Origin of the sequence: Acetobacteroides hydrogenigenes (assembly GCF_004340205.1) — a bacterium.
Classification (GTDB): Bacteria; Bacteroidota; Bacteroidia; order Bacteroidales; family ZOR0009; genus Acetobacteroides; species Acetobacteroides hydrogenigenes.
Genome location: NZ_SLWB01000006.1, coordinates 73,463 through 95,493, shown reverse-complemented (window position 1 = coordinate 95,493; position 22,031 = coordinate 73,463). Strand labels below are relative to the sequence as shown.

17 protein-coding genes are annotated in these 22,031 nt (G+C 43.4%); 12 read left to right on the top strand and 5 right to left on the bottom strand.

Annotated features, from left to right (window positions below; all coding sequences use genetic code 11):
* Positions 1 to 26: 26 nt before the first annotated feature.
* The 3 genes from CLV25_RS07795 to CLV25_RS07785 all read right to left on the bottom strand — a co-directional run bounded on the left by CLV25_RS07795 (position 27) and on the right by CLV25_RS07785 (position 3,640).
* Complete coding sequence (locus CLV25_RS07795) at positions 27 to 425, bottom strand: hypothetical protein (protein ID WP_131839078.1); 399 nt, start codon at positions 423 to 425, stop codon at positions 27 to 29.
* A gap of 250 nt (positions 426 to 675) precedes the next feature.
* A complete protein-coding gene (locus CLV25_RS07790) occupies positions 676 to 2,316 on the bottom strand; it encodes an AMP-binding protein (protein ID WP_131839077.1) in 1,641 nt (546 codons plus the stop codon).
* Positions 2,317 to 3,196: 880 nt separating this feature from the next.
* Positions 3,197 to 3,640 carry an Hsp20/alpha crystallin family protein gene (locus tag CLV25_RS07785; protein WP_131839076.1) on the bottom strand — a complete coding sequence of 148 codons (444 nt, stop codon included), beginning with the start codon at positions 3,638 to 3,640 and terminating at the stop codon, positions 3,197 to 3,199.
* A 390-nt stretch (positions 3,641 to 4,030) separates the two neighbouring features.
* On the opposite strand from CLV25_RS07785, the gene CLV25_RS07780 reads away from it, so the two are divergent.
* Entirely contained in the window at positions 4,031 to 4,894 is an 864-nt protein-coding gene (locus CLV25_RS07780; RefSeq protein WP_131839075.1) for a patatin-like phospholipase family protein, read from the top strand.
* A 139-nt stretch (positions 4,895 to 5,033) separates the two neighbouring features.
* On the opposite strand, the gene CLV25_RS07775 is transcribed toward CLV25_RS07780, so the two are convergent.
* Positions 5,034 to 5,666: an NAD(P)H-dependent oxidoreductase gene (locus CLV25_RS07775; protein ID WP_131839074.1), complete on the bottom strand. Its 633-nt coding sequence runs from the start codon at positions 5,664 to 5,666 to the stop codon at positions 5,034 to 5,036.
* A 1,477-nt stretch (positions 5,667 to 7,143) separates the two neighbouring features.
* On the opposite strand from CLV25_RS07775, the gene CLV25_RS07770 reads away from it, so the two are divergent.
* Entirely contained in the window at positions 7,144 to 7,641 is a 498-nt protein-coding gene (locus CLV25_RS07770; protein ID WP_131839073.1) for a GtrA family protein, read from the top strand.
* 906 nt (positions 7,642 to 8,547) lie between these two features.
* On the opposite strand, the gene CLV25_RS07765 is transcribed toward CLV25_RS07770, so the two are convergent.
* Entirely contained in the window at positions 8,548 to 9,255 is a 708-nt protein-coding gene (locus CLV25_RS07765; protein ID WP_131839072.1) for a hypothetical protein, read from the bottom strand.
* A 444-nt stretch (positions 9,256 to 9,699) separates the two neighbouring features.
* On the opposite strand from CLV25_RS07765, the gene CLV25_RS07760 reads away from it, so the two are divergent.
* The 10 genes from CLV25_RS07760 (at position 9,700) to CLV25_RS07715 (ending at position 22,029) form a co-directional block, all read left to right on the top strand.
* Complete coding sequence (locus tag CLV25_RS07760) at positions 9,700 to 10,476, top strand: response regulator transcription factor (RefSeq protein ID WP_131839071.1); 777 nt, start codon at positions 9,700 to 9,702, stop codon at positions 10,474 to 10,476.
* Between the two features lie 763 nt (positions 10,477 to 11,239).
* Positions 11,240 to 12,010, top strand: coding sequence for an aminoglycoside 6-adenylyltransferase (locus tag CLV25_RS07755; RefSeq protein ID WP_088655699.1), 771 nt, complete (start codon positions 11,240 to 11,242; stop codon positions 12,008 to 12,010).
* Between the two features lie 292 nt (positions 12,011 to 12,302).
* Positions 12,303 to 13,895: an ABC-F family ATP-binding cassette domain-containing protein gene (locus CLV25_RS07750; RefSeq protein WP_394345238.1), complete on the top strand. Its 1,593-nt coding sequence runs from the start codon at positions 12,303 to 12,305 to the stop codon at positions 13,893 to 13,895.
* Positions 13,896 to 14,606: 711 nt separating this feature from the next.
* Entirely contained in the window at positions 14,607 to 15,290 is a 684-nt protein-coding gene (locus CLV25_RS07745) for a cold shock domain-containing protein (protein WP_131839069.1), read from the top strand.
* 364 nt (positions 15,291 to 15,654) lie between these two features.
* Entirely contained in the window at positions 15,655 to 16,218 is a 564-nt protein-coding gene (locus CLV25_RS07740; protein WP_131839068.1) for an REP-associated tyrosine transposase, read from the top strand.
* A 1,061-nt stretch (positions 16,219 to 17,279) separates the two neighbouring features.
* Positions 17,280 to 18,635, top strand: coding sequence for a hypothetical protein (locus tag CLV25_RS07735; protein ID WP_131839067.1), 1,356 nt, complete (start codon positions 17,280 to 17,282; stop codon positions 18,633 to 18,635).
* Between the two features lie 87 nt (positions 18,636 to 18,722).
* Positions 18,723 to 19,721: a hypothetical protein gene (locus CLV25_RS07730; protein ID WP_131839066.1), complete on the top strand. Its 999-nt coding sequence runs from the start codon at positions 18,723 to 18,725 to the stop codon at positions 19,719 to 19,721.
* A 78-nt stretch (positions 19,722 to 19,799) separates the two neighbouring features.
* A complete protein-coding gene (locus CLV25_RS07725; protein ID WP_131839065.1) occupies positions 19,800 to 20,378 on the top strand; it encodes an NAD(P)H-dependent oxidoreductase in 579 nt (192 codons plus the stop codon).
* 287 nt (positions 20,379 to 20,665) lie between these two features.
* The gene (locus CLV25_RS07720) at positions 20,666 to 21,241 is read left to right on the top strand and encodes a Crp/Fnr family transcriptional regulator (RefSeq protein WP_131839064.1); all 576 of its coding nucleotides are present in this window, start codon (positions 20,666 to 20,668) and stop codon (positions 21,239 to 21,241) included.
* A 68-nt stretch (positions 21,242 to 21,309) separates the two neighbouring features.
* Positions 21,310 to 22,029 carry a hypothetical protein gene (locus CLV25_RS07715; protein ID WP_207895605.1) on the top strand — a complete coding sequence of 240 codons (720 nt, stop codon included), beginning with the start codon at positions 21,310 to 21,312 and terminating at the stop codon, positions 22,027 to 22,029.
* The last annotated feature ends 2 nt before the right edge of the window (positions 22,030 to 22,031 follow it).

Here is a 22,031-nt window from a genome sequence, read left to right as displayed (position 1 = left end):
TTCTGCCCGGCTGGTAGTGTACGAAACTATTGGGGTTGATGTTCAGGATGGCCTCCGGGGTGGCCGCCGCGTCGGTGCTGCATTGGACCAAAAGTACCCTTGGCAAGCTCTGTTTTAGCGAATGCCTCATACTGCTCTGCAGTTAAAACCTCTTTTATTTCGGCATTCCTTTTCTCAACTAGAGCAGAATTTGGGGCTTTCCTTGTGCTGTCGGCCTTCATGTCTGCAATAGCTTTCTTGTTGAAATCGAGCAGAATTGTTTCTACTTTTTTAGCCTGATCATCGGAAAGCGTAAGCCTTTTGGTAAGCATTTCTGCTTGCCTTTTCGACATTCGTGCGGCTCTCTCTTCTACATTTTGTGCAGCAGCAGATAGGCCTATTACCAGACAAATTGCAATAGCAAATGCTTTAGTTGCTGTTTTCATTTCCTTGCATTTTTAGGTTGTAAATGGTGGTGTTTACAGCAATATGACGCAGGAACTGCGCTATAATTTTGAATATTTCGATGAAAAGGAAAAAGAAGGGGGTGAGGGCGAATGGCTGTGGGCTGATTGGAATGCAAAAAAGCTCCGATAGAAGCCTACCGGAGCTTTAGTTGTCGAGATATTAGGTGGTGGATTCGGGCATTATACTGTTGCAAAAAGGTTGCTCGAATCTTTAGGTTGCATTTTACTATTACGCTGTTTTTATTTCCGATACCTTTTGTAATCCCAGCTCTTGGGTCGAGATCTTACGCATGTCAACCTTTCGGATTTTGCCGGTTACGGTCATTGGGAATTCTGATACAAACTTCCAGTACTTTGGGATTTTGTAGGTGGCCATGTTGCCCTTACAGTAGGCTACCAGCTCCTCGGGAGTGATGTTTGATCCTTCGCGGGGAATGATCCAGGCGCATACCTCTTCGCCGTAGCGCTCACTTGGTACGCCAATAACCTGCGCGTCGATAACGTTAGGGTGAACTATAAGGAACTCTTCCACCTCGCGTGGGGAGATGTTCTCGCCACCACGGATAATGATATCCTTAATGCGTCCTACAATCTTAACGTATCCGTTGTCGTCCATAACACCTACGTCGCCGGTGTGCATCCAGCGGTTTTGGTCGATTACCTTGGCTGTATCTTCCGGGCTGTTCCAGTAGCCCAGCATTACCGAGTAGCCACGGGTGCATATTTCGCCCTCTTCGCCGCGACGGACGATTTCGTTGGTAGCCGGATTGATGATCTTTATCTCCACGTGGGGATGGACTGTTCCTACGCTTCCCACACGCTTGTCGGTAGGATCGCCGGCGTTGGTTTGGGTAGAAACTGGTGAAGTCTCGGTCATGCCGTAGCAAACCTGTACATCGCGCATGTTCATTAGCGTTAGCACCTTCTGCATGGTGTCGATGGGGCAGGGAGAGCCTGCCATAATTCCGGTTCTAAGCGAAGAGAAGTCGTACTTCGAAAAGTTAGGATGCTCCAGTTCGGCGATGAACATGGTTGGAACGCCGTAAAGCGAGGTGCACTTTTCGTTCTGTACGGTTTGCATTACCGTGTCAGGATCGAAAAATTCGCCCGGTACAACCATGGTAGCGCCGTGGGTGATTGCAGCCATGTTGGCTAGTACCATCCCGAAGCAGTGGTAGAAAGGTACCGGAATGCATATTCTATCCTTTGGGGTATATTCCAGCCTTTCGCCAATAAAGAAGCCGTTGTTTAGCACATTGTGGTGCGACAGGGTTGCTCCTTTAGGGTGACCCGTAGTTCCCGATGTATACTGAATGTTGATTGGATCGTCGAACTGAAGCGTATTCTCTCTTTCCTCTATTGCTTGATCGGTTATGGCACATCCCTTACCTATAAATGTACGCCAGTCGTTCTCCATTACCACTACGCTTTCGGGGCAGGAGCCATCCGCGCGTAGCTGGTCAATCATTTCTATATAGCTGGTTTTGCGAAATCCTGACGAAGCGATAAGCAGCTTAATGCCCGATTGCTCTACCGCGTACTTCATATCTGCGTAACGGTATCCGGGGTTAATGTTTACCATAATTGCACCAACACGTGCCGTCGCAATTTGCACCAGCACCCATTCGTAACGGTTAGGTGCCCATATACCCACACGATCGCCACGTTCGATACCGTAGGCGATTAACGATTTGGCAACTGCGTCTACTTCATCCCAGAGCTGCTTGTAGGTTGCCCTGTAGTTTTGGCTTACCACAACGAGCGCTTCGTTGTCGCCATGCTTTTTTACAATTCTCCTAAAATACTCGCCAAATGGAACTCCAATTAACGGAGTTTCCGAGGCACCATGCGCATACGAGAATAAAGCCATATTAAAAAAAATTAAGTTTGCATGTGATTGAACTACGCTACAATGCTTATTTGCTCCTGCCGTTATTTATGGGAAGAAGAGCTCTTGTGGTGCCATTGTGCGTGTTCGTTGCTTTGCTTCAACTGCTGTAATTAGTCGGACGAAACTAACTAAAAATGGGATTGGTGATATTGGAGGGCTTTTTGTGGGGATAAAATGGGTTTAATATATTGGAATTTATTTCTTTATAAGAAAATATGCTATCTTACAATTTATAGATAAAAGTAAAGGATTGGTTTCGAACTATAACTTCATAAACAGTTATTAACGGAGTAAAGCCTGTGGCGCGACTGAAAAATTACACGAATTGGTAACCAAAACAGGGATTTCGTATAAGTATAGGCTCAGCATTTAGCAGAGGCTAGTACATTTATAAAGAGAATTTCATCTTCTTGTCTGTTCTTTTTGTAGGGCAAAAAGAACGAAAAACCCTTGGCACAAATTAACTCGCTCGGTCGCGGTGGAATGTTTCTATTTCGGTGGAGACGCCCAAATTGGGCGTCTCTACGCCAACCGCGTTCCCGTACCTGATTCGTGCCAGTCTGGTATGTCCCGTTGTTAGGGATGTCGGGATGTCGGCTTACGCCTCCAGCTGCGCCATGGTGTTTACGGGGGAAAGTTTTCCTGCTCTAGTATGTCTGTCCGCCGTTAGTTTGTCATTCTTCCAATAATCGTTTATTCAAATTGTAAAAGCGAAATTGCTAGTAAACAAGAGGTAAATTGTGGGGATTCGAAACCAAGTATGATTTTCTTTCGTAAATGGTTATGCATACTGGCTCCCTCAAAACAGAAAGAGGAAGCCGTAAAATACGGCTTCCTCTACTAACGTCACAAGCTGATCTTACTTGATTTCGATCATGCGTGGTTCTTTAGGCTTTGCCTCTTCTCTTTTGGGAATGGTGATTAGTAGTTCGCCATTCTCGTATTTGGCAGAGATCTTATCGCTATCTACGATGTTGTTGGGTAGCGTAAATGAGCGGCAGAACGATTGGTAGCTGTACTCCCTACGGGTGTAGCTGCCTTCTGTTTTTTCCTCCTCCTTCTTTCTCTCCGATGAGATGGTGAGCACGTTCTCCTTTAGGTTAATCTTAAAATCTTTCTTATCCATTCCAGGAACAGCCACCTCTACAACGAAGTGCTCGGGAGTATCCTTTATATTTACAGCGGGCAGTGTTGTGTTGGTGTCGGAGTAGTTAAAGTTGTTCCAATCGAACATTTCTCTGTCAAATAAATCTCCGAATAGTCTTGCGAATGCTGGTACCGATTCGCTTCTTCTAGCTAACATAGTAACCTCCTTTTTTAAAGTTAATCTATTGGGTTTTATCCCTAACTTTTCAAATAGAGTGCCATGTAGAAAATAATGACAATATAGCAGATTACTAGTGCGTTATATGACAATATTGCTATTGTGTAATGACATTTTTTCATGTGTAAAAGGAATTAGTATTTAAACGTCAAATAGAATATCCTGTTGGCAAATGGTAAAAATGAAATCTCTACCTCAAACTCCTTTTGATTTGATTTATGAAATAGCTTCGTTTAACTCCTAAAGCCTTAAGGGTAGACACTATTTAAGTAAAAAGGTGTATTCAGCTGGTGTTAATAGGACAAATTCTTTGGTCTGATAGAGAAGTGATGCGCTATCTTTGGCCTGAAATTTCTAAATGGTATTGCGATGGAAAGGTATGCGGATGTTGGGCTTGTTTTAGAGGGTGGAGGATTTAGAGGAATCTATACCGCAGCAGTACTCGATGTATTCTATAGGGAGAAGCTTTTCTTTAACTATGCAGTTGCAGTATCGGCTGGCGCTGCCTATGGCGTATCGTACGTGTCGCGGCAGTACCGACGAAACCTCGATGTTAACCCCTATGTGGCCGATAAGCGCTACTGTAGCCTAAACAACCTAATCCGTAAGGGCAACTACTTCGATTGGGACTTTGTTTACCATTACGTACCTACTAAGGAGGTGCTTTTCGACTACGAATCCTTTGCAAACTCTACAACGCGCATGAAGGTGGTGGTTACCAACTGCCACACCGGTGCTGCCGAATACAAGGAGTTCAATGGGGCTTCGCCCGAGCACTTCCGAGACCTGTTGGCGGCAACCTCGTCGCTTCCCTTTATCTCGAAGATGCAGCGGATTGACAACCAGCACTACCTGGATGGTGGCATTGCCGACTCTATTCCCTTTAAGAAGGCTTTTGCCGATGGTAAAAAGCGGGCAATCGTAATACTTACCCGTCATGCCGGTTACCGCAAGGAGCCTATCAAGGGTAAGCTGCTGCTGAAGGTGGCCTACCGCAAGTATCCTAATGTGGTTAAGGCTATGATCGATCGTTCGTATAAGTACAATAAGGCTCTCGACGAGCTAGAGCGCCTGGAGGCCGAAGGAAAGGTGTTCGTTATTCGACCAGAGCAGCCTATTGCCGTTTCGCGGTTGGAGAATAATCCTGAAAACCTGGCTAAGGCCTACGAGGTAGCCATTAGGGAAACCGAGCAGATACTCCCAAAGCTTAAGTGCTGGTTGGATGGGGAGTAGTGAGTAGTGAGTAGTGAGTAGTGAGTAGTGAGTAGTGAGTAAAGCCTATTCCTCCTCAGGGCTTTATTTCACATATAAGATAAAAACGTCCGCTAGGTAAACCTAGCGGACGTCGTCCTTTTTACTGTCAACTGAAATATTACCTATTGTGTACGAAAAACTCATCTTTGCTTAGCCTTACCTTTTTCTGGTTTGCCAGGTAGTCGTTAGCCGTATCGCGATAGCCTAAGGTGAGCAGCGCCACGCTTTGCAGGTTCTTTTCTTCGAGCCCCAGCACCTTGTCCATTTCGGCAGGGTTAAAGCCTTCCATTGGCGTTGCATCAATCTGCTCTAGGGCAGCGGCGGTTAGCCCGAAGCCTAGTCCAATGTATGCCTGTCGTGCAGCCCAGTTAGCCAGCAGCTCCTGTGGCTTCGAGGCAATGAAACCTTTCAGCATCTCGTCGAATTGGGCCAGCTGCTCTATGGGCATGTTGCGCTCCTTAGATATCAGCGACATATAGCTATCTACATGATCGTTGGTGATGTTCTTCCACGATGCAAATACCAGCACGTGCGATCCTTCGACGATCTGCGGCTGCTGACAGGCGCTCTCGTGGATCTTTGCCTTAAGCGCCGGATCGTCTACTACAATTACCCTGTAGGGCTGAAGGCCGAACGATGATGCCGACAGGCGAATGGCCTCTAGAATGGTATCTAACTTCTCGGATGGAACCTTCTGTCCGTTCATCCTTTTTGTTGCATAACGCCAGCTTAACGCGTCTAGTAGCTTCATATAATGCTTTTCTTTTAAGTTTGAAATTGTGTATTTGCGGTGGCTCCAGCGATCTTGCTTTTGTTACCATTGGAGCCTATTTGCAGCGGAGAAACAAAAGGATGTGAAAGATGTTCAGCTATTTTTTCTCGATTGAAGAAAAATAGCTTTATGCCAAGGGGTATAGATCTTTTCTAAGGTGCTGCCTCATAGCCGTAAAGCAAAAAGTTATAGCGCTACAAAGTAGCGCCATTTGAGTAACCGTTAGTGCTAAACCCACGGTCATTTGGTGGAGAATAATTAGCCCCGAAGGGGGGATTCCAATGAAAAAAGGAAACCGTGTAAGTTAAAAAAACAGTGCAGTCACATTCGGGCATAGCCGTCAAGCTAAGGATTATTCTCAGAACCCCAATGCTTAATCATAGCAGTTAATCCCCTCCGTTGGAGGGGTAGGGGTGGGTTTAAGAACTTTCTATTGTAAGAAAATTGTTGTTTAAAGATCAACCCACCCCTTGCCCCTCCCAAGGAGGGGATTAACCAGTTCTACTATATGTTTATGCTTTACTTCAATGTTTTGCTTTCAAAATGTGAATCTAGCAATACTGTTTACTTGGCGGTGATGAGGCCTGTTCCATCAGCCTTTAGGTAAGGATAATTTCAAAAAACGCTAAACGCATATAGCAACATTTTTTACTATACTTAGCGTCCTTAACCCACCCCTTGCCCCTCCCAAGGAGGGGATTAACCAGTTCTACTATATGCTTATGCTTTACTTCAATGTTTTGCTTTCAAAATATGATTCTAGCAATACTGCTTACTTAGCGGCGATGAGGCCTGTTCCATCAGCCTTTAGGTAAGGATAATTTCAAAAAACGCTAAACGCATATAGCAACATTTTTTACTCCACTTAGCGTCCTTAACCCACCCCTTGCCCCTCCCAAGGAGGGGATTAACCAGTTCTACTATATGCTTATGCTTTACTTTAATGTTTTGCTTTCAAAATATGATTCTAGCAATACTGTTTACTTAGCGGCGATGAGGCCTATTCCATCAGCCTTTAGGTGAGGGCAGTTTCCAAAAACGCTAAACGCATATAGCAACATTTTTTACTCCACTTAGCGTCCTTAACCCACCCCTTGCCCCTCCCAAGGAGGGGATTAACCAGTTCTACTATATGTTTATGCTTTACTTCAATGTTTTGCTTTCAAAATATGATTCTAGCAATACTGCTTACTTGGCGGCGATGAGGCCTGTTTCATCAGCCCTTAGGTGAGAATAGTTTCCAAAGAAGCTAAACGCATAGCATTGCCATTTAATCTCCACATAAACGAAAGGATTACGTACCCCTTTTGCAGCGTTTCTAGCCTATATAATCGGAATAGATCAAAATATTTGCTATTTCTAGGGCCTTATAGCAAAGCCTCTTTCGGTTTTTTTCCAACATTTTGCTTATTTTGCAAGGTGCGACTCTACCAATACTTACTGTAAATAAATTCGAATGGGGCCAGCAGCTAAAGCAAGAAGCATTATTCTTAACATTATCGACCTTTTCTACCCTCTTTTTTCGCGATTTATGCCTCGCGAAACCTTTGTTTACCTGGTTTGTGGCGGCGGGAATACCCTGCTGGACATTTTCCTGTACTTCGTATTCTACAACTTTGTGCTCGACAAGCAGATGGTCGACTTGTGGTTTATAACCATTAGCCCGCATATTGCAGCCTTTATCATGTCGTTCTGCATTACCTTTCCGTTAGGGTTTCTGCTGGCCAAGTACATCACCTTTACGCAATCCGATCTTCGTGGGCACGTGCAGCTGTTTCGCTACGGAGTTACCGTTGCCATGTGCATCGTATTTAACTACGTATTCCTGAAGCTCTTTGTTGAGTTTTTCCGTTGGTATCCAACCATATCGAAGATTGTAACTACCGTTATTGTTGCCGTGTACAGCTACCTTTCGCAAAAGCACTTCACCTTTAAAACGGTGGCAAGGGAGTAGCCCTAAAGTACCGATATAAGCAAAAACGGCGGATGCTAACCAGCACTCCGCCTGTTTGCTTTTTCTATGTAGGGTTTACCGTAAAGCTAAGGTTGAATTCAAAACCTCCCGCTTCGACTCCGCTCAGCGATCAGGAGGGGATAACGTGCTGCTATTGGGCGTTTACCCTTTTTAATTTATGCTTAGCTTGACGGCGATACGCCTCCAGCTTCGCCATGTTGTTTACGTAATAACCTTGCGGCTCTTTTCTCCAACCCATTCCGTCTGTTCGGTATCCGGCAATTTAACTGGCTCTATAACGTTTTAGGTGGGTGATGCCCTTCTTTCAGTTCGCTATTCAACCGCTCTGCGGTTGTGATTACGCGGGACGTTGTTTCTCCGCATTGCATGGGGGGCTATTCGAATTCAATCTTTTCGGATTGTAGATTAGCAACCAATATGCGATAATAGTCCGTATTAGTATAGAATCTAGCTATTATCACTACGACATGAAGCCCGTAAGGGCTTTAATTTTAATAGCCCCGAGTGAAACTCGGGGAATTAGGTCGGAAGGTGGAAACAACCCCAAAGGGGTTGAATAGATTCTCTGAGAAACGGGCAAGCTCATCATTAAAACCCACCCTATTCGTTACAGGACCATTTAGCTCTATAGTTTTATTCTTCAACAAGTAGACCTGACGGTAATGGGGTTTTCGGTAGCATACGGTTATCGTAAAGCTCTGCATTTTTACCATCAACGTACATTACCCACCCCTACCTCCCGCCTAAGCGGAGGGTAACGTGCACAACAAGGTGCTACTGCTTACCTCTCGTACAGCCGCACGGTCGCACGGCTCTATCTATGGAATAAAAAAGCAGCCACCCTCTACCGAGAGCAGCTGCGCATAGGAATAATGGATGATCGTGCTAGAGAATCAGCATGGTTTGGAGCGAGCACCAAGGACCGGCAATGTCGGGATGCTTGCTGTTGTACCAGCGGAAGTAGATGTACAGGTTCTTTCCCGAGCTTCCGGGCCCGGTTTGTAGCGTAAAAATCCCTTTAGTTGAGATACCCAGCTTTAGGCCATCGTCTTCAGCCGAAGAGGGAGGCGTACTACCCACCATGTAAAGGTACTGCACGGAATCGGCAGGTTCGAGAATACCGGCACGCTGACCCGAAGAACTGTAGCACTTAATGCTAACCGAACCACCACCAACAGGTGTAATAGTTGTAGTTACCAGCTCGTTGATGGGCGATTGGGGTACTGATCGAATTGCTTTTGCCGTTACGCCCGACTTAATGTTAAACGTAGCCAAATCCGAAATGGTGGCGTTTAGCGATGATGCAATACGATCGAGGATGTGAAACTTCTTGTCGAAGGCCACCGTTTCGTTGATAACGCTTAGCAGCTCGTCCTTTATAGCTGTAGTACGGCTGTTCTTCTTGTCGATGTACTTAAGATAAAGAGCTGCCGTCTGAGAGCCAAACTCACCCCATTGGGTTATCTCTTCGGGAAGCAACCCTAAACGTGCACCATTGCTGGTTGGTGTACCAGCAGTAAGGTACGACGATGTAACACCCATGTAGTCGTGATATTCATCTATTCCTCGCGGAATTCTTGTACTGTTACCCATACGGTTAATGTTAAGGTTAGAGATTAAAGACACATTTTACGATAGAAAATCATCTATCTACGGCTAAATTATCCGGCAAAAAGGCTGCTTCCAATAGCGATATTTCGCTATTTTTAAAGAAATATTTATTGCCTAATATTCGGCCGTAAAAAATATAGTAGTACGAAAAGGATCGACGCCCTGTTGGTCCGCATACGAATACAATAGCGTCACAGCACCACGCCAGCCATCGGGAATATCCTGCAAGGTTTGGGAAAGAAGAAAACCTTGCAGCGAGCGGTTTCAATTAGCAGACGTTGGTCAAGAACGACAGCGCAAGCGAAGCGCCTATTACTCGCCTTGCCAAAGGAAAGTATAGCTACGCTGCAGTGGAGCACGGTAGGCCGATAGGTAGCCCTACGCGTAGGCAAAATAGAAAAACATAAAAACCTAAATATAGTATAGATGAAAGAGCTAGTACAGTACCGCAAGGAGCTTGCCTCCAACAACGGCACCTTTATCGCGCCCGACTCGCCGCACTACCTTAACCACATAGAGGCGATGCGGCACAACGCCACCACCGACGACCAAATGGTTGCCGTTTGCTGCAGCCAGAACAGCACCTACGAGCTTATTCACGCACCCAAACACGAGCTGTTGCCCATGCTTTCGTCCTCCATGACATTCGACAGCTTCGAGCAGCTGATACACGACCTCGATGTAAAGAATACCGTAGCGGCGCGCAAGCTTGCCTACAAGTTTGCCCTCGGCCTAAAGCCCGACGAAATTAAAAGCTACACGTTCGCTTTCGAATGCCGCATAAGGTACACCGACCGTAAATACCACCGAACCCAGCTAAAGTACCGCATCTGCATCAACGGAACCGAAACTCAGAGCCAACTGCTGATGCTAGAGCTGCTCCCCGTAAGCGAAGTGCTGAGCGAGGAGGATAGGGGCAACGAATTGAAAGAAGAGCTGAGCAAAGAACCCTCGGAGAGCGCCTGCATTGTAAGCATCAACACCCGACGGGTAGTGCTCTCGAACGATACTGACCAGCTAACCGAGCGCGAGATAGAGGTAATGCGGCTGGTTAAAAAAGGCCTTAGCAGCACCCGTATTGGCGAAATGCTGTGCATTAGCTCCAACACCGTAAACAACCACCGTCGCAGCGTTCTCCGCAAAACGCATACGGTTAGCACCGACCTTGCCATACGATACCTCGAATTTATTGGAGTAATTTAATTGTTGTCTATCAAGTTGTTGGGTGTTTTTCGCTCTGTTTTTTTTACGTCTACGGGTCAGCCCCAAGGAGCTACGGGTCAGCCCCAAGGAGCTACGGGCCAGCCCGAAGGAGCTACGGGTCGGCCCGAAGGAGCTACGGGCCAGCCCGAAGGAGCTACAGGCTAGCCCCAAGAAGCTACGGGCTAGCCCGAAGGAGCTACAGGCTAGCCCCAAGAAGCTACGGGCTAGCCCGTAGCAGTATCAGGCCTACCCGTAGCCGTAAAAATATAGCCCAAAGCACTACCCTGCCCACCTGCTAGACCAACGATGAAGCTGAACCAAACAACGGTACTACCCGCCCATCCTACGGCTACAGCTGCCGATAGAACGCTACAACTTTTTAACCTTTACCGAACAACCGTAGGATATTTTAGCTACATTTCGCCCATCTATTTTTAAATCGTAAACCTAGGATAAGTATTGTAGTAGAACAACGCTTCGTGTGCGCCCCTTTCGGGGTTGCTGGGGTTTACGGTATGGATAGATGCACCTCTTTTGCGGAAAAGGTGTACAATACCTACCGATTTGGGTGTATATATGCACCTTTTGGAGGATTGAGGTGCATATATAAGTAAGTTAGCGGTAATTTTACGAAAACGACATAAATACTAAAAAACAATCCGATGAAGCTATAAGTAACTGTTTAAAAATAAAAACAGAAATAAATCATTACTCTCAAAAGTTATGATGATTTGTATTTATCAACAATTTAAAATTTACAACAATGACACAGTTACAAATGATTAACAAAACCAAATCAATAGCTCAACAAGACGAAAATGTTTCCGCAGTTTTTATGTACGGTTCATTTACTAAAAATGAAGGCGACAAATATTCTGACATCGAATTTTACATCTTTCTAAAAACCAAAGAAAACTTTTCGGCTGAAGAATGGGTAAACCAAGTTTATCCTGTCGCTTTATATTTCATTAATGAATACGGAAGTGAAGTCGCTATTTTTGAGAATATGATTAGAGGCGAATTTCATTTTTTAAAAACAGACGAAATAAAAATCATTAAATCGTGGGAAGGAATTGTTGCGTTCAGTGATTTTGACCAAATGAATTTAATTGACAAAGACGGACTTTTAACGGAAACGCTAAATCAAATCAAAGTAAAATTCCCTGATAGAACCACAGACGAAAATATTTTGTGGCTAAGCCAATCATTACTGAATGTTTTGCTGACAACGAACAATTTAATCAAAAGAGAAGAATTTGCCCACGCCCACCAAAGCTTGACGACTGTTCAAAAATACTTACTTTGGCTCATCAGAACAGTAACAAATAAAACTCAACATTGGGAAAGCCCGACGAAAAGTTTGGAAAAAGATATTGACCAAGATTGGTATTCAGAATTTATACTTACAACATCTGATTTAAACCCTAAAAACATAAATACAGCCTTTCAAAATTCATTGAAAATATCTGAAAAGCTGTTTGACAAACTAAATGTTGGACTAAAACTCAAAGAAATATTAAAAAGAATTGAATAAAAAACTACCGCTAACATCGCATATAGCCAATGGCGGGGGAAGTGGGTATTTGAAGCTTTGTAGCCCGCATCAGCTTCTGTGCTGGCGGACAGGTATGCAGCCCGCAAACCGCCACTGGCCATATGCGTAACCGTTAGCTGCAATATTAGGAAGCTGCCACATAATTTTATATATTTGCAAAATCTAAAACTAAACAGTCAGTAGGGATGAAAAAATAATTTCTTTCACATATAGATAAAAAAGTACAGTAGAATATTTTGCTGTGAGTGTTTCATTTTTTATAAAGAAAGAAATTATGTTGACTTTACATAGTGTATCATATACACACCCTAATAAAGATTTGCTGTTTACTGACATCAACCTAACGATAAACAACCACGACAAAATAGCTTTGATTGGTAGCAACGGAGTTGGAAAATCAACGTTGTTGAAAATTATTGCTAAAGAATTAGAACCGTCAGGCGGTAAAATAAATGTTGATGCGGAACCGTATTATATCCCACAAATTTGCGGACAGTTTAACCATTTGAGCATTGCTCAGGCATTAAGGATTGAAAATAAGTTAAATGCCTTAAATGAAATTTTGAACGGAAACATAAGTGAAGAAAATTTCAACCTGCTTAATGATGACTGGACACTAGAAGACCGTTGTAAAGATGCTCTGAACTATTGGCATTTATCCAATTTAGACTTGTTTCAAAAAATGGACACCCTTAGTGGAGGACAGAAGACAAAAGTTTTTCTCGCAGGCATTTCTATCCATCAATATGAGTTGGTTTTGCTGGACGAACCAAGCAATCATTTGGATATTTTTGGCAGGCAACTGTTGTATGATTATATTCAATCTACAGAAAGTACTTTGGTTATCGTAAGCCACGACAGAAAATTACTGAACCTCTTAGATACCGTTTGCGAATTAAACTCAAATGGAATTAAAGTCTATGGTGGTGATTACGACTTTTATAAGGAACAAAAACAAATTGAAATAAATGCGCTTAACCAAGATATTCAAAGCAAGGAAAAGGACTTGAAAAAAGCCAAAGAGAAACAACGTGAAACTTTGGAACGTCAAAGAAAACTGGACACACGAGCAAAAAAAAGTAGTGGTAAAGCGGGGCTTCCTAAAATAGTTTCCAATGCTATGAAAAACAGTGCAGAGTTAAGTACTGCTAAAATAGCGGGTGTTCACACAGAAAAAATAGGAATTGTCAGAACTGAATTACAAAAGTTGCGTTCTTCCCTTTCTGAAATTAACCAAATGAAGTTTGGATTTGACAATTCAAAACTTCATAGAGGCAAAAATCTTTTTATTGCAAATAGTATTAATTTCGGGTACACAACCGAAAACTATTTATGGAGAGAAAATTTGAATTTTCAAATTGTTAGTGGGGAACGAATATCTGTAAAAGGAGCAAACGGTTCTGGTAAAACGACTTTAATAAAAATGATTTTGGGATATCTTGTACCGCAAATCGGCACAGTCTTTATTGCAGAAAACAAATCGGTTTATATTGACCAAGATTATTCGTTAATAGATAACAACCGAAAAGTTTATGAGCAGTCACAGCAATTTAATACTTTTGCATTGCAGGAACACGAAATAAAAATAAGACTAAATAGGTTTTTGTTCCCAAAAGAAGATTGGGACAAGCCTTGCAATGCTTTAAGTGGTGGGGAAAGAATGCGTTTGATGTTATGTTGTTTAAGCATTTACAATCAATCGCCAGACATCATAATCTTGGACGAACCGACCAATAATTTGGATATTTATAACATAGAAATACTAACAAATGCCATCAATGATTATCAGGGTACATTGATTGTCATTTCGCACGATGAAACTTTTTTAGAGCAAATAAACATAGAAAGAACAATTAATTTATAAAAATACAGCAGCTAACACGCGGTATAGCCAATAAGGGTTTCAGTGGTATGCGAAGGTTTGTTGCCCGCTTCAATTTTCGTGTAACTTGATAGGACATCGCCCGCAATCCCTTACTGTCCATACCGCCAACCGTTGTAAAGCATTAAAAAAAGACACCTATGGATACCATTGAGACAATTGAAAAAATGTTTTCTGAAATTGGACTTGACGACAAAAACAAACAAGTTCTTGCAGAAAAAATTCCTTGTTGAGCTGAGGCTATAGCCTGCAATGATAGAATTGACGAAGGCAGGAGCTTTCGCCTAACAGGGATTCTGTTTTAGATGCCGGAACAAGTCCTGCATGACAATACTGATTTAGCGATACCCCCTAGCTCGGCGTATAGAATAAGCGCACGAGGCAGCCTAAGCTGGTATCTTTTTCCTATTGTCCACTTTTTGTCTTACTAACTTTTGCCCAAACCGTCAAATAATTCTTAGCTTTACCTAGATTTTGCTTTTAGGCTTAAAAGTGCGGCTTGATGGAGAAAATCCATCGGAGGTAGAAGGCTTTTTAATCTACAGGGCATCAGTTTTAGAATCAGACTTGATACTACAACATGTCAACATTAAAGGTAACGATGGCTAATGCTTGCTAACGCACACAGGCGATAGGCAATTCTACAAATCCGTGCGAATAGCTTTTTAATAAGAAGGGTCAAATTAGCTGTTAGTGGCTGCTACAGCTTTCAACTTAAAAGCCACCGCGAAACTGAAAGGGCGATACCGAGTAGGGTGTTATTTTATTTTATTATTCATGTTAAAAAAAGGAGTGATGATTTTGGTAGCCGTAATGCTTTTCGGCTTTATTGCAAAAGCACAACCATCAAAAGTAGATAAGCCTACAGAATGGAAACCTAATACAACAGTACTCGTATCGGCTAATCAGCAATACAAACTTTCGTATCAGAGCGATGGTAATTTGGTTGTGTACGATAAAAGCAACAAACCAATCTGGAATACTAAAACAAATGGTAAAACACCCAATAGATTAGTGTTCCAGGCAGATGGTAATTTAGTTTTATATGGAGCAAATAACGTTGTTTTTTGGGCATCTAACTCAAATAGTAAGGGTGGAAAAAGTCTTCGGTTGAGCGATCAGGGCAGTTTAAGTATTTGGGACCAAAAAGCATATATTTGGAACACAGGAATCGATAAAGTTCTTTTACATGTAGGTAAGGTAAAATTCTTTAATGTTTCGAAAGGCTTTGGATTTATTAAAGATGCCAGCACAGGAAAAGAATATTTTGTTCACGCTTCAGGTTTAATTAATGATGTAAGAGAAAACGACGACGTAAGTTTTGATCTTGTAGAGGGCAAGAAAGGGTTAACAGCTATTAATGTCAAGCTCTTATAAAAAGATGAAATCATTTTTAAAGTTGCATAAAATGAAATAGTTAATGTTAGTTGTTGTTGCCTTTATGCTTTTCGGCTTTGTTGCAAAAGCCTTGTTCGACTGAGGCGATAGCCTCAGCCGAATCTATTCTGCAGGCTATAGCCTGCAATGATAGAATTGACGAAGGCAGGTGCCTTCGCCTAACAGGGATTCTGTTTTAGATGCCGGAACAAGTCCTGCATGACAATACTGATTTAGCGATACCTTGTTCGGCTGAGGCTATCGCCTCAGTCGAATCTATCCTTGTAGGCTTTGCCTACATAACGGATGTTAAAGAACCAGCCGAGCCAAAAAACGGCTAATTTTAAGGCATAAAAACGAGCCTATGTCAACAGGCTACAAAATAGGCAAAGACGATAGCGCCTACTACCTAACGTTTCAGGTTGTTGGTTGGGTCGATCTGTTTACGCGTCAAGTATACCGCGATATTGTAGTCGAAAGCATAAAGTTCTGCCAGGCGAATAAGGGGTTAAACCTGTTTGCCTACGTCATCATGTCGAACCATGTACACCTCTTAGCGCAAAGCGAGCAGGACGACCTTAGCGGCTTTGTGCGTGATTTCAAGAACTACACCAGCAAAAAGTTTCTAGAAGTCGTTCTGGGAGATAAAGAGAGCCGAAGGGAGTGGATGAAGGTTGTTTTTGCCTATCACGGTAAGCTTAAAAACAAGCAGACCTACCAAATATGGACGCACGAATCGCATGCCGAGCACGTGTTTAGCCAAAAGTTTATCGAGCAAAAAGTGAATTACATTCATCAGAACCCTGTTCGCAATGGCTTAGTTGCTAACGCGGAGGATTACCTGTATTCTAGCGCAAGGTGCTATGCTGGAATGAGCGGCCTCCTAGAAGTTATTCCGCTGGATTTTACATGGAAGACCTATCGGTAAGACAGGCAGGTGCCTGCTTGGATAGATTCGACTGAGGCAGGAGCTTCAGCCAAACAGGGCAGTAACTTTATAGGCTAGCAAACAAATGCTCTAGCGAGATTATAAGAAGAAAAAGAGCCAGCAAGATTTTCATCCGGCTGTTTTCAACCGTGAGCCTTCTTATTTGATCGCTCTCATACCTCTTCTTTCTAATCTTGAGATGGTCGAACAGAAAGAATATAAGGCAACCTGAAAATAGTGCAACGTTAAAAATACCAAAAGTCATAGTATTGCTTTTTAATCATCAAACATGCTCATATGTTGTGTTAACCTTTTTTCGTAAGCTGTATGATTATGTAGTTAAGTTGTTTTCAAAAATAGCCGAATTGAGCAGTGATGGTGCTTTCGTGTTGGTTAAACTGTATGATTTGACAGGTGTGTTGTAGCGCTTGTTGAGCTGAGGCTATAGCTCCATAGCCGTCAAGCTAAGCGATAAAATGCTACGAAGTAGCAAACCCTCAATAACCGCGGATGAAATCCGTGGACGCTGAACGCCACCCCTCTTTAGCAGCCCCGAACGGGGCTGACCCTTTTATGCGTACGAGCAGCATTTGGGGCGACCCCTTCGGGGCCGATTGCTTTCGGCCAAATGTCCGCGGGTTTAGCACCCACGGTTACTAATGGGGCGCTACGTTGTAGCGCGTTAATGCCACCCCTGTAGTCGTTTGAAGCCTTAGCTTGACGGCTATGGGATGGAGCCTTCGCCTAACAGGGATATTGGGCGTGAACCTAGCTCGGCATAGAATAAGCACACGAGGCAGCCTAAGCTGGTATTTTTTTCCTATTGTCCACTTTTTGTCTTCTGCCTTATTTCCCAAACCAACAAATCATAGTTAGTTTTACACGGATTTTGCTTTTAGGCTTGTTTTTGCTGCTTGTTGGCCAAATGCCATAGAAGTAAAGAGGCATTATGCAGCCTGCCGCTTAGCTTAACGGCTATGTGCAGATGCTTTAGCCGAATGGGGAGTGCTCAATTTTTTGAAATGTCCGTTGGAATAACCTTTAAAATGATAGTATACCTAATGAAGAAACAAAAGGAAATGCCGCTAAGCGGCAGTAAATGGTACACAGCGAACCGATACTTTAGCATGCTCTTAATGTTATGCATGGCGTATGGGATTACCCCTGTTGCAGCACAAAAAGCATCGAAACCAACCCTGTATAAGGTGGTGAAAGTAACAAACGGTTATTTCGATACGCCTTACCGTGCAACAACAAATGGCGAGGTGATTGGCGAAATGCCCAAAATGGCGGTTTACGAGGTTGTGGCCATCGAAGGGGACTGGGCAAAGGTTAAGTACAAAGGCGGCGAATACTATATAAAGAAGGAGCTGCTAATGAAGGTAGAGGCACCGGATATGGTATGTTCGGCCTGGGCAAAAGAATGGCTGTCGTACGACGGAATATACCGGGGCACTACAGGAGAGTGGAAAGGCGTGGCAGACGACTGGTCAAAACCAATCACCCGTGCGGAAATGGCTGATATGCTTGTTAATGATATAATGGGGAGTATGTATGGTAGTTGGGCTTTAAAAGCGACATTGCCGGGTGCCATAAAATCTAATGGTGGGAATTATTTTACCGATTCCAAAGATTTTCAAGAGGGGCGTCTGGCCTATTGGGGGATTGTTCCTACAGGGAAGTTTAACCCTGCTGGCAGCATTACCTACGATGAATTTACGAAGCTCCTTGTTAAGCTAATGGCTTACGACAAAAGATATATCCGAGAAGGAGGTGGCAGCGAATTTACCAAAGCAGATATTACGAAGTTCGCTATTGGTGGCAACAAAGCGGCAACCGCGAAATGTACCAAGGAACAGGCGAAAATCCTTTGCGACAAAGTCCTTTGTTGGCGTAATGAGATGGCATTTATTACCGGTGCAAAGTTTGAAGACGGAAATTACGATGGTACTACGTATGTTTACAATGGTGCCTACACCATTAAAACGATGCTTGGGAAAAAGCCAAATCAGCCGCATCTTTTTGTCAATGCAGAGGGCAAGGTTGAGCTGAACAGCAGGAAAAAGCAGCAATTTAAAATTACCTACAAAAAAAGTTTGCTTAACAAGGATAGACAGGTTATGCAGCTATATACCATCCAGACGACCGATGGCAAATACCTTGGTATATCCGGTACCCCGATGAACGGAAGCCGCCTTATTGCCCAAAAGAACGAGTTTCTGTGGTGGATTGAAACCGGGTCGTCCGAAGATGGCCAGGCCACCAGTTTTATCGAAGACCCGAATAACTTCCATCAGGTAATCAATGTTTCGGGTTTTAAAACGAATGACGGCACACCCATCATTTCCTGGTATTGGAAACATGGAACAGGCGCCGACGCGAATAACTGCAAGTTCATCTTCAGTAAAGTAAAGTAGGTGTCGAGAGCATAATAAAGACCGCAAAAGGAGTAGAAAAAGATGACAAGCTATCTAAGGATTACATTTTCCGCAATCTGTATTTTAATGCTAGTAGGTGTACAGGCTCAAAAGAAGGTTACCTATGGCAAGAGCACGTTTACGTTGTATAAGCCGCTACCCGATCTGGCGCCTACTCCTGTTTGCGGCTTTGCACCCGATGTTCCGGGATATACCCTTAAGAGCAAGAACTATGGCCCGGGTACCTACTATTGCTATGCGCCGGGCAATGTTCCCAAAACCAGCTATAGGTGCATCCTTACCGAGATACGCGATTGGGTGGGCTACCGACCTGATGTGGTTAAGGAGCTTGCTGCCAAAAAAGGCTTGGTACAGATGGATGAAAAAGCCATCAAGAAGATGTTCAAGAATACACGCCTACCCAATGGAGGCTTGATGTATAAGCTAACCGAAACATCCTGGATATGGTTCTATATCCAAGAGCTGCAGAATTGTGGGCCAATAGCATGGGGGTCGCATGAAGAGTATGTTCTTGGAGTTTCGTTCATCGAAAGAGTTCCCCAGCAAACCGAGGTTGTGCTCGATCGGCTATATCGTTTCTGGAACGATGGCGTAAAATTTTCCGATTATGCCAGCGTTAACCAATCCAACTTTAAGACAAAGCCATCTGCACCAACCGATCAAAACCCCAATAACTTTGCCATTGGCGATGTGCTAAATCCGAAGAAAGGCTTCTACAGGCTCTCTTTTGAGGGTGGAAAGCCAACCTACGTATGGCATAGCTACGAAAAGGTTGTTGCGGAGAATCTTCAAAAACCAGACTTTGATGCCAATGGAGCTGTTGGTTACAACGATCTGCTAACCGCATTCGATTATGAGATGAATGCAGTAAAAGCAGGGCAAAACGTATATTTCAGCTATAGCGTAAACTCTCGTTTTTTACGTGATATAGAACCGGGGCGTACTTGGCAAAAAGAGATGGCTCTCCGTAAGGAGAGTGATGCTAAAATGAAAGTGGAGCTGCAAAAGATAAATAAAGCCAATGGCGCTGCACTCGAAAAAATGTATAAGGAGATTTTTAAGTAATAGCTTTGCAAAAGCTACACGTTCATACTCTAATTGTCGAAGTAGTTTGCTATCAACCATTAAAACAGCATTGTTCGGATGAAAAAGATTTTAATAGTAAACGGCCATCCCGATAGTGAGAGCTTTTGTGCCGATTTAGCAGCTAGCTACAAAAGGGGAGCCGAGCTTACTAATGCCGATTGTAAGCTGGTCAACTTGATCGATTTAGATTTTGATTTGAATCTGCATTACGGGTACAGAAAGCGTACCGAGCTAGAGCCTGATTTACTAAAAGTTCAACAGGATATTTTAGATTCCGATCATTTGGTATTTGTTTATCCTACATGGTGGGGAACCTATCCTGCGCTATTAAAGGGATTTATTGATAGAGTATTTCTACCAAAGTTTGCCTTTAAATATCGCGAGAACTCCCTGCTTTGGGATAAGTTACTGAAGGGTAAATCTGCACGGCTAATTGTAACAATGGATACGCCCAAATGGTACTATTGGCTGATGTATAAAAGCCCTGGTCACAATTCAATGAAAAAGGGGATATTGGAGTTCTGCGGAATCAAACCCGTTAAGATTACGGCATTAGGTCCAATAAAAATGTCGAATGACGAAAAGCGACAAGCCTGGATAAACAAAGTTGAGAAGTTGGGACAAAAACAAAGATAAAACCTCAGAGATTTCGCCTTTAACTTTCGAGGTTGCCTCGAGTAGAAGCTAAACGAAGTTAGATGAAGATGGACGAAGTTAAAAGAAGGGCTTACGCTCAATTTTTGCCATATTATAATCGAAATACTGGGTTCTAAGGTTGGTGCAAGCCATTCTTTTAATTCCATGTAACGTCCTGTAGCTTCGTCTAACTTCATCTATTTTAAAAGCGAAACCCTGGATAAAACCCGATAAGTGGGGGCTAATAAGTCAAAAAGTTATATGGGAGCCGTAAAGAGTAAGGAAGTATGTTAAGAAAGGCGTTAACCGAATACGTAGGCCAATTTATTGAGCTTACTGATGAAGAGGCAAGAGCATTGGAGGGCATCTCGTCCGTTAGAGTGCTCTCCAAAAAGGAGTGCTTTGCCGAAGTCGGGAAGGTATGTACAAAGGCGCTATTCGTTAATCGTGGCTATTTCCGCTTTTACCACCTCGACCTAAATGGGAATGAGATTACCAGCGATTTCTACTTTGGCCCATGCTTTATAACCTCGTACACCAGCTTCATTACTGCAAAACCATCGTTTGTGAATGTGCAGGCAATGGTTGATATGGAAGTTTTGGAATTTTCTAGGGACGACCTTTACGGTCTCTACCTTAGCTATCCCTCCATCGAGCGGTTAGGTCGCATGGTGGCCGAAGCCGTTGCAATAGCATCCGAAGAGCACCTGTTCCTGCTGCTAAATCAATCGGCCGAGATGCGGTATAAGCGGCTTATGGAGAGGAATCCCGACTATGTGAATACAATACCCTTACAGTATATCGCTTCGTATCTCGGAATCACCAAGGAAACCCTAAGCCGAATGCGGAAGGCCATAAAGTAGCTTTTTTGATATTTGTCAAAAGAAATCGTTTTTGTTCTGCGGTACTTTGCAACAAAAGTAAATGCGAAATGAGAATGATTTCACTGAATTTTTGGGCTTTTGCTTGCGTTTTACTGCTTAGCTCGTGCCAAAAAGAGGAGCTCTCCTTTACACAGGGGGATGTTAAAATTGATATTGAAGCCGGAGATGGCTGGTTGCACGACTTTCCTCTATTCCTTGGCTTAACCAAAAAGAATCCGCCACAGTTTGCCGTATGGATCGAAGATACGGAAGGTCGCTACCTCTCTACTGTATTTGTAACCTATAAGATTGCTACCGAAGGCTGGCTGTCGAATAATGGCAACCGACGAAAAGAGGCTCTTCCTTACTGGTGTTACCAACGAGGATGCGTTTATGAAGATGGGTTGCTGTTGCCTACAAAGGAGAATCCTCTAGTAGATGGAATAACCGGGGCAACTCCTAAGGCTAGTAAAACAATTAGGGTACATCCTTTAAATCTCGAAAAACCATTTGTTGTAAAAGCCGAGTTCAACCACTCGGTTGATTTTAATAGCTTCTTTCCCGAAAATGCAAAGAATGGGACGGATGGCTATTCGGGGGGTAAGATGGGAAGCGGACAACCTGCAGTGGTTTACGCTGCTACCGTTTACCCCGAAACAAAACAAGTGGAGCTAACGCTTGTAGGGCATAGTAGTCCGGATGGTACAGATGGTAAGATTTATGAAGATATGGAGAAGCTAACCTCCGCAAAATCTATTGTCAAAAGAATCACGCTAACTATAAACTAAGA

Bases quoted from the DNA above. Each gene is read 5' to 3' on its own strand.
- CLV25_RS07765 (WP_131839072.1), bottom strand. From the start codon at position 9,255: ATGGGTAACAGTACAAGAATTCCGCGAGGAATAGATGAATATCACGAC.
- CLV25_RS07760 (WP_131839071.1), top strand. From the start codon at position 9,700: ATGAAAGAGCTAGTACAGTACCGCAAGGAGCTTGCCTCCAACAACGGC.
- CLV25_RS07755 (WP_088655699.1), top strand. From the start codon at position 11,240: ATGACACAGTTACAAATGATTAACAAAACCAAATCAATAGCTCAACAA.
- CLV25_RS07735 (WP_131839067.1), top strand. From the start codon at position 17,280: ATGAAGAAACAAAAGGAAATGCCGCTAAGCGGCAGTAAATGGTACACA.
- CLV25_RS07720 (WP_131839064.1), top strand. From the start codon at position 20,666: ATGTTAAGAAAGGCGTTAACCGAATACGTAGGCCAATTTATTGAGCTT.
- CLV25_RS07740 (WP_131839068.1), top strand. From the start codon at position 15,655: ATGTCAACAGGCTACAAAATAGGCAAAGACGATAGCGCCTACTACCTA.
- CLV25_RS07725 (WP_131839065.1), top strand. From the start codon at position 19,800: ATGAAAAAGATTTTAATAGTAAACGGCCATCCCGATAGTGAGAGCTTT.
- CLV25_RS07780 (WP_131839075.1), top strand. From the start codon at position 4,031: ATGGAAAGGTATGCGGATGTTGGGCTTGTTTTAGAGGGTGGAGGATTT.
- CLV25_RS07715 (WP_207895605.1), top strand. From the start codon at position 21,310: ATGAGAATGATTTCACTGAATTTTTGGGCTTTTGCTTGCGTTTTACTG.
- CLV25_RS07790 (WP_131839077.1), bottom strand. From the start codon at position 2,316: ATGGCTTTATTCTCGTATGCGCATGGTGCCTCGGAAACTCCGTTAATT.
- CLV25_RS07785 (WP_131839076.1), bottom strand. From the start codon at position 3,640: ATGTTAGCTAGAAGAAGCGAATCGGTACCAGCATTCGCAAGACTATTC.
- CLV25_RS07770 (WP_131839073.1), top strand. From the start codon at position 7,144: ATGGGGCCAGCAGCTAAAGCAAGAAGCATTATTCTTAACATTATCGAC.
- CLV25_RS07795 (WP_131839078.1), bottom strand. From the start codon at position 425: ATGAAAACAGCAACTAAAGCATTTGCTATTGCAATTTGTCTGGTAATA.
- CLV25_RS07730 (WP_131839066.1), top strand. From the start codon at position 18,723: ATGCTAGTAGGTGTACAGGCTCAAAAGAAGGTTACCTATGGCAAGAGC.
- CLV25_RS07775 (WP_131839074.1), bottom strand. From the start codon at position 5,666: ATGAAGCTACTAGACGCGTTAAGCTGGCGTTATGCAACAAAAAGGATG.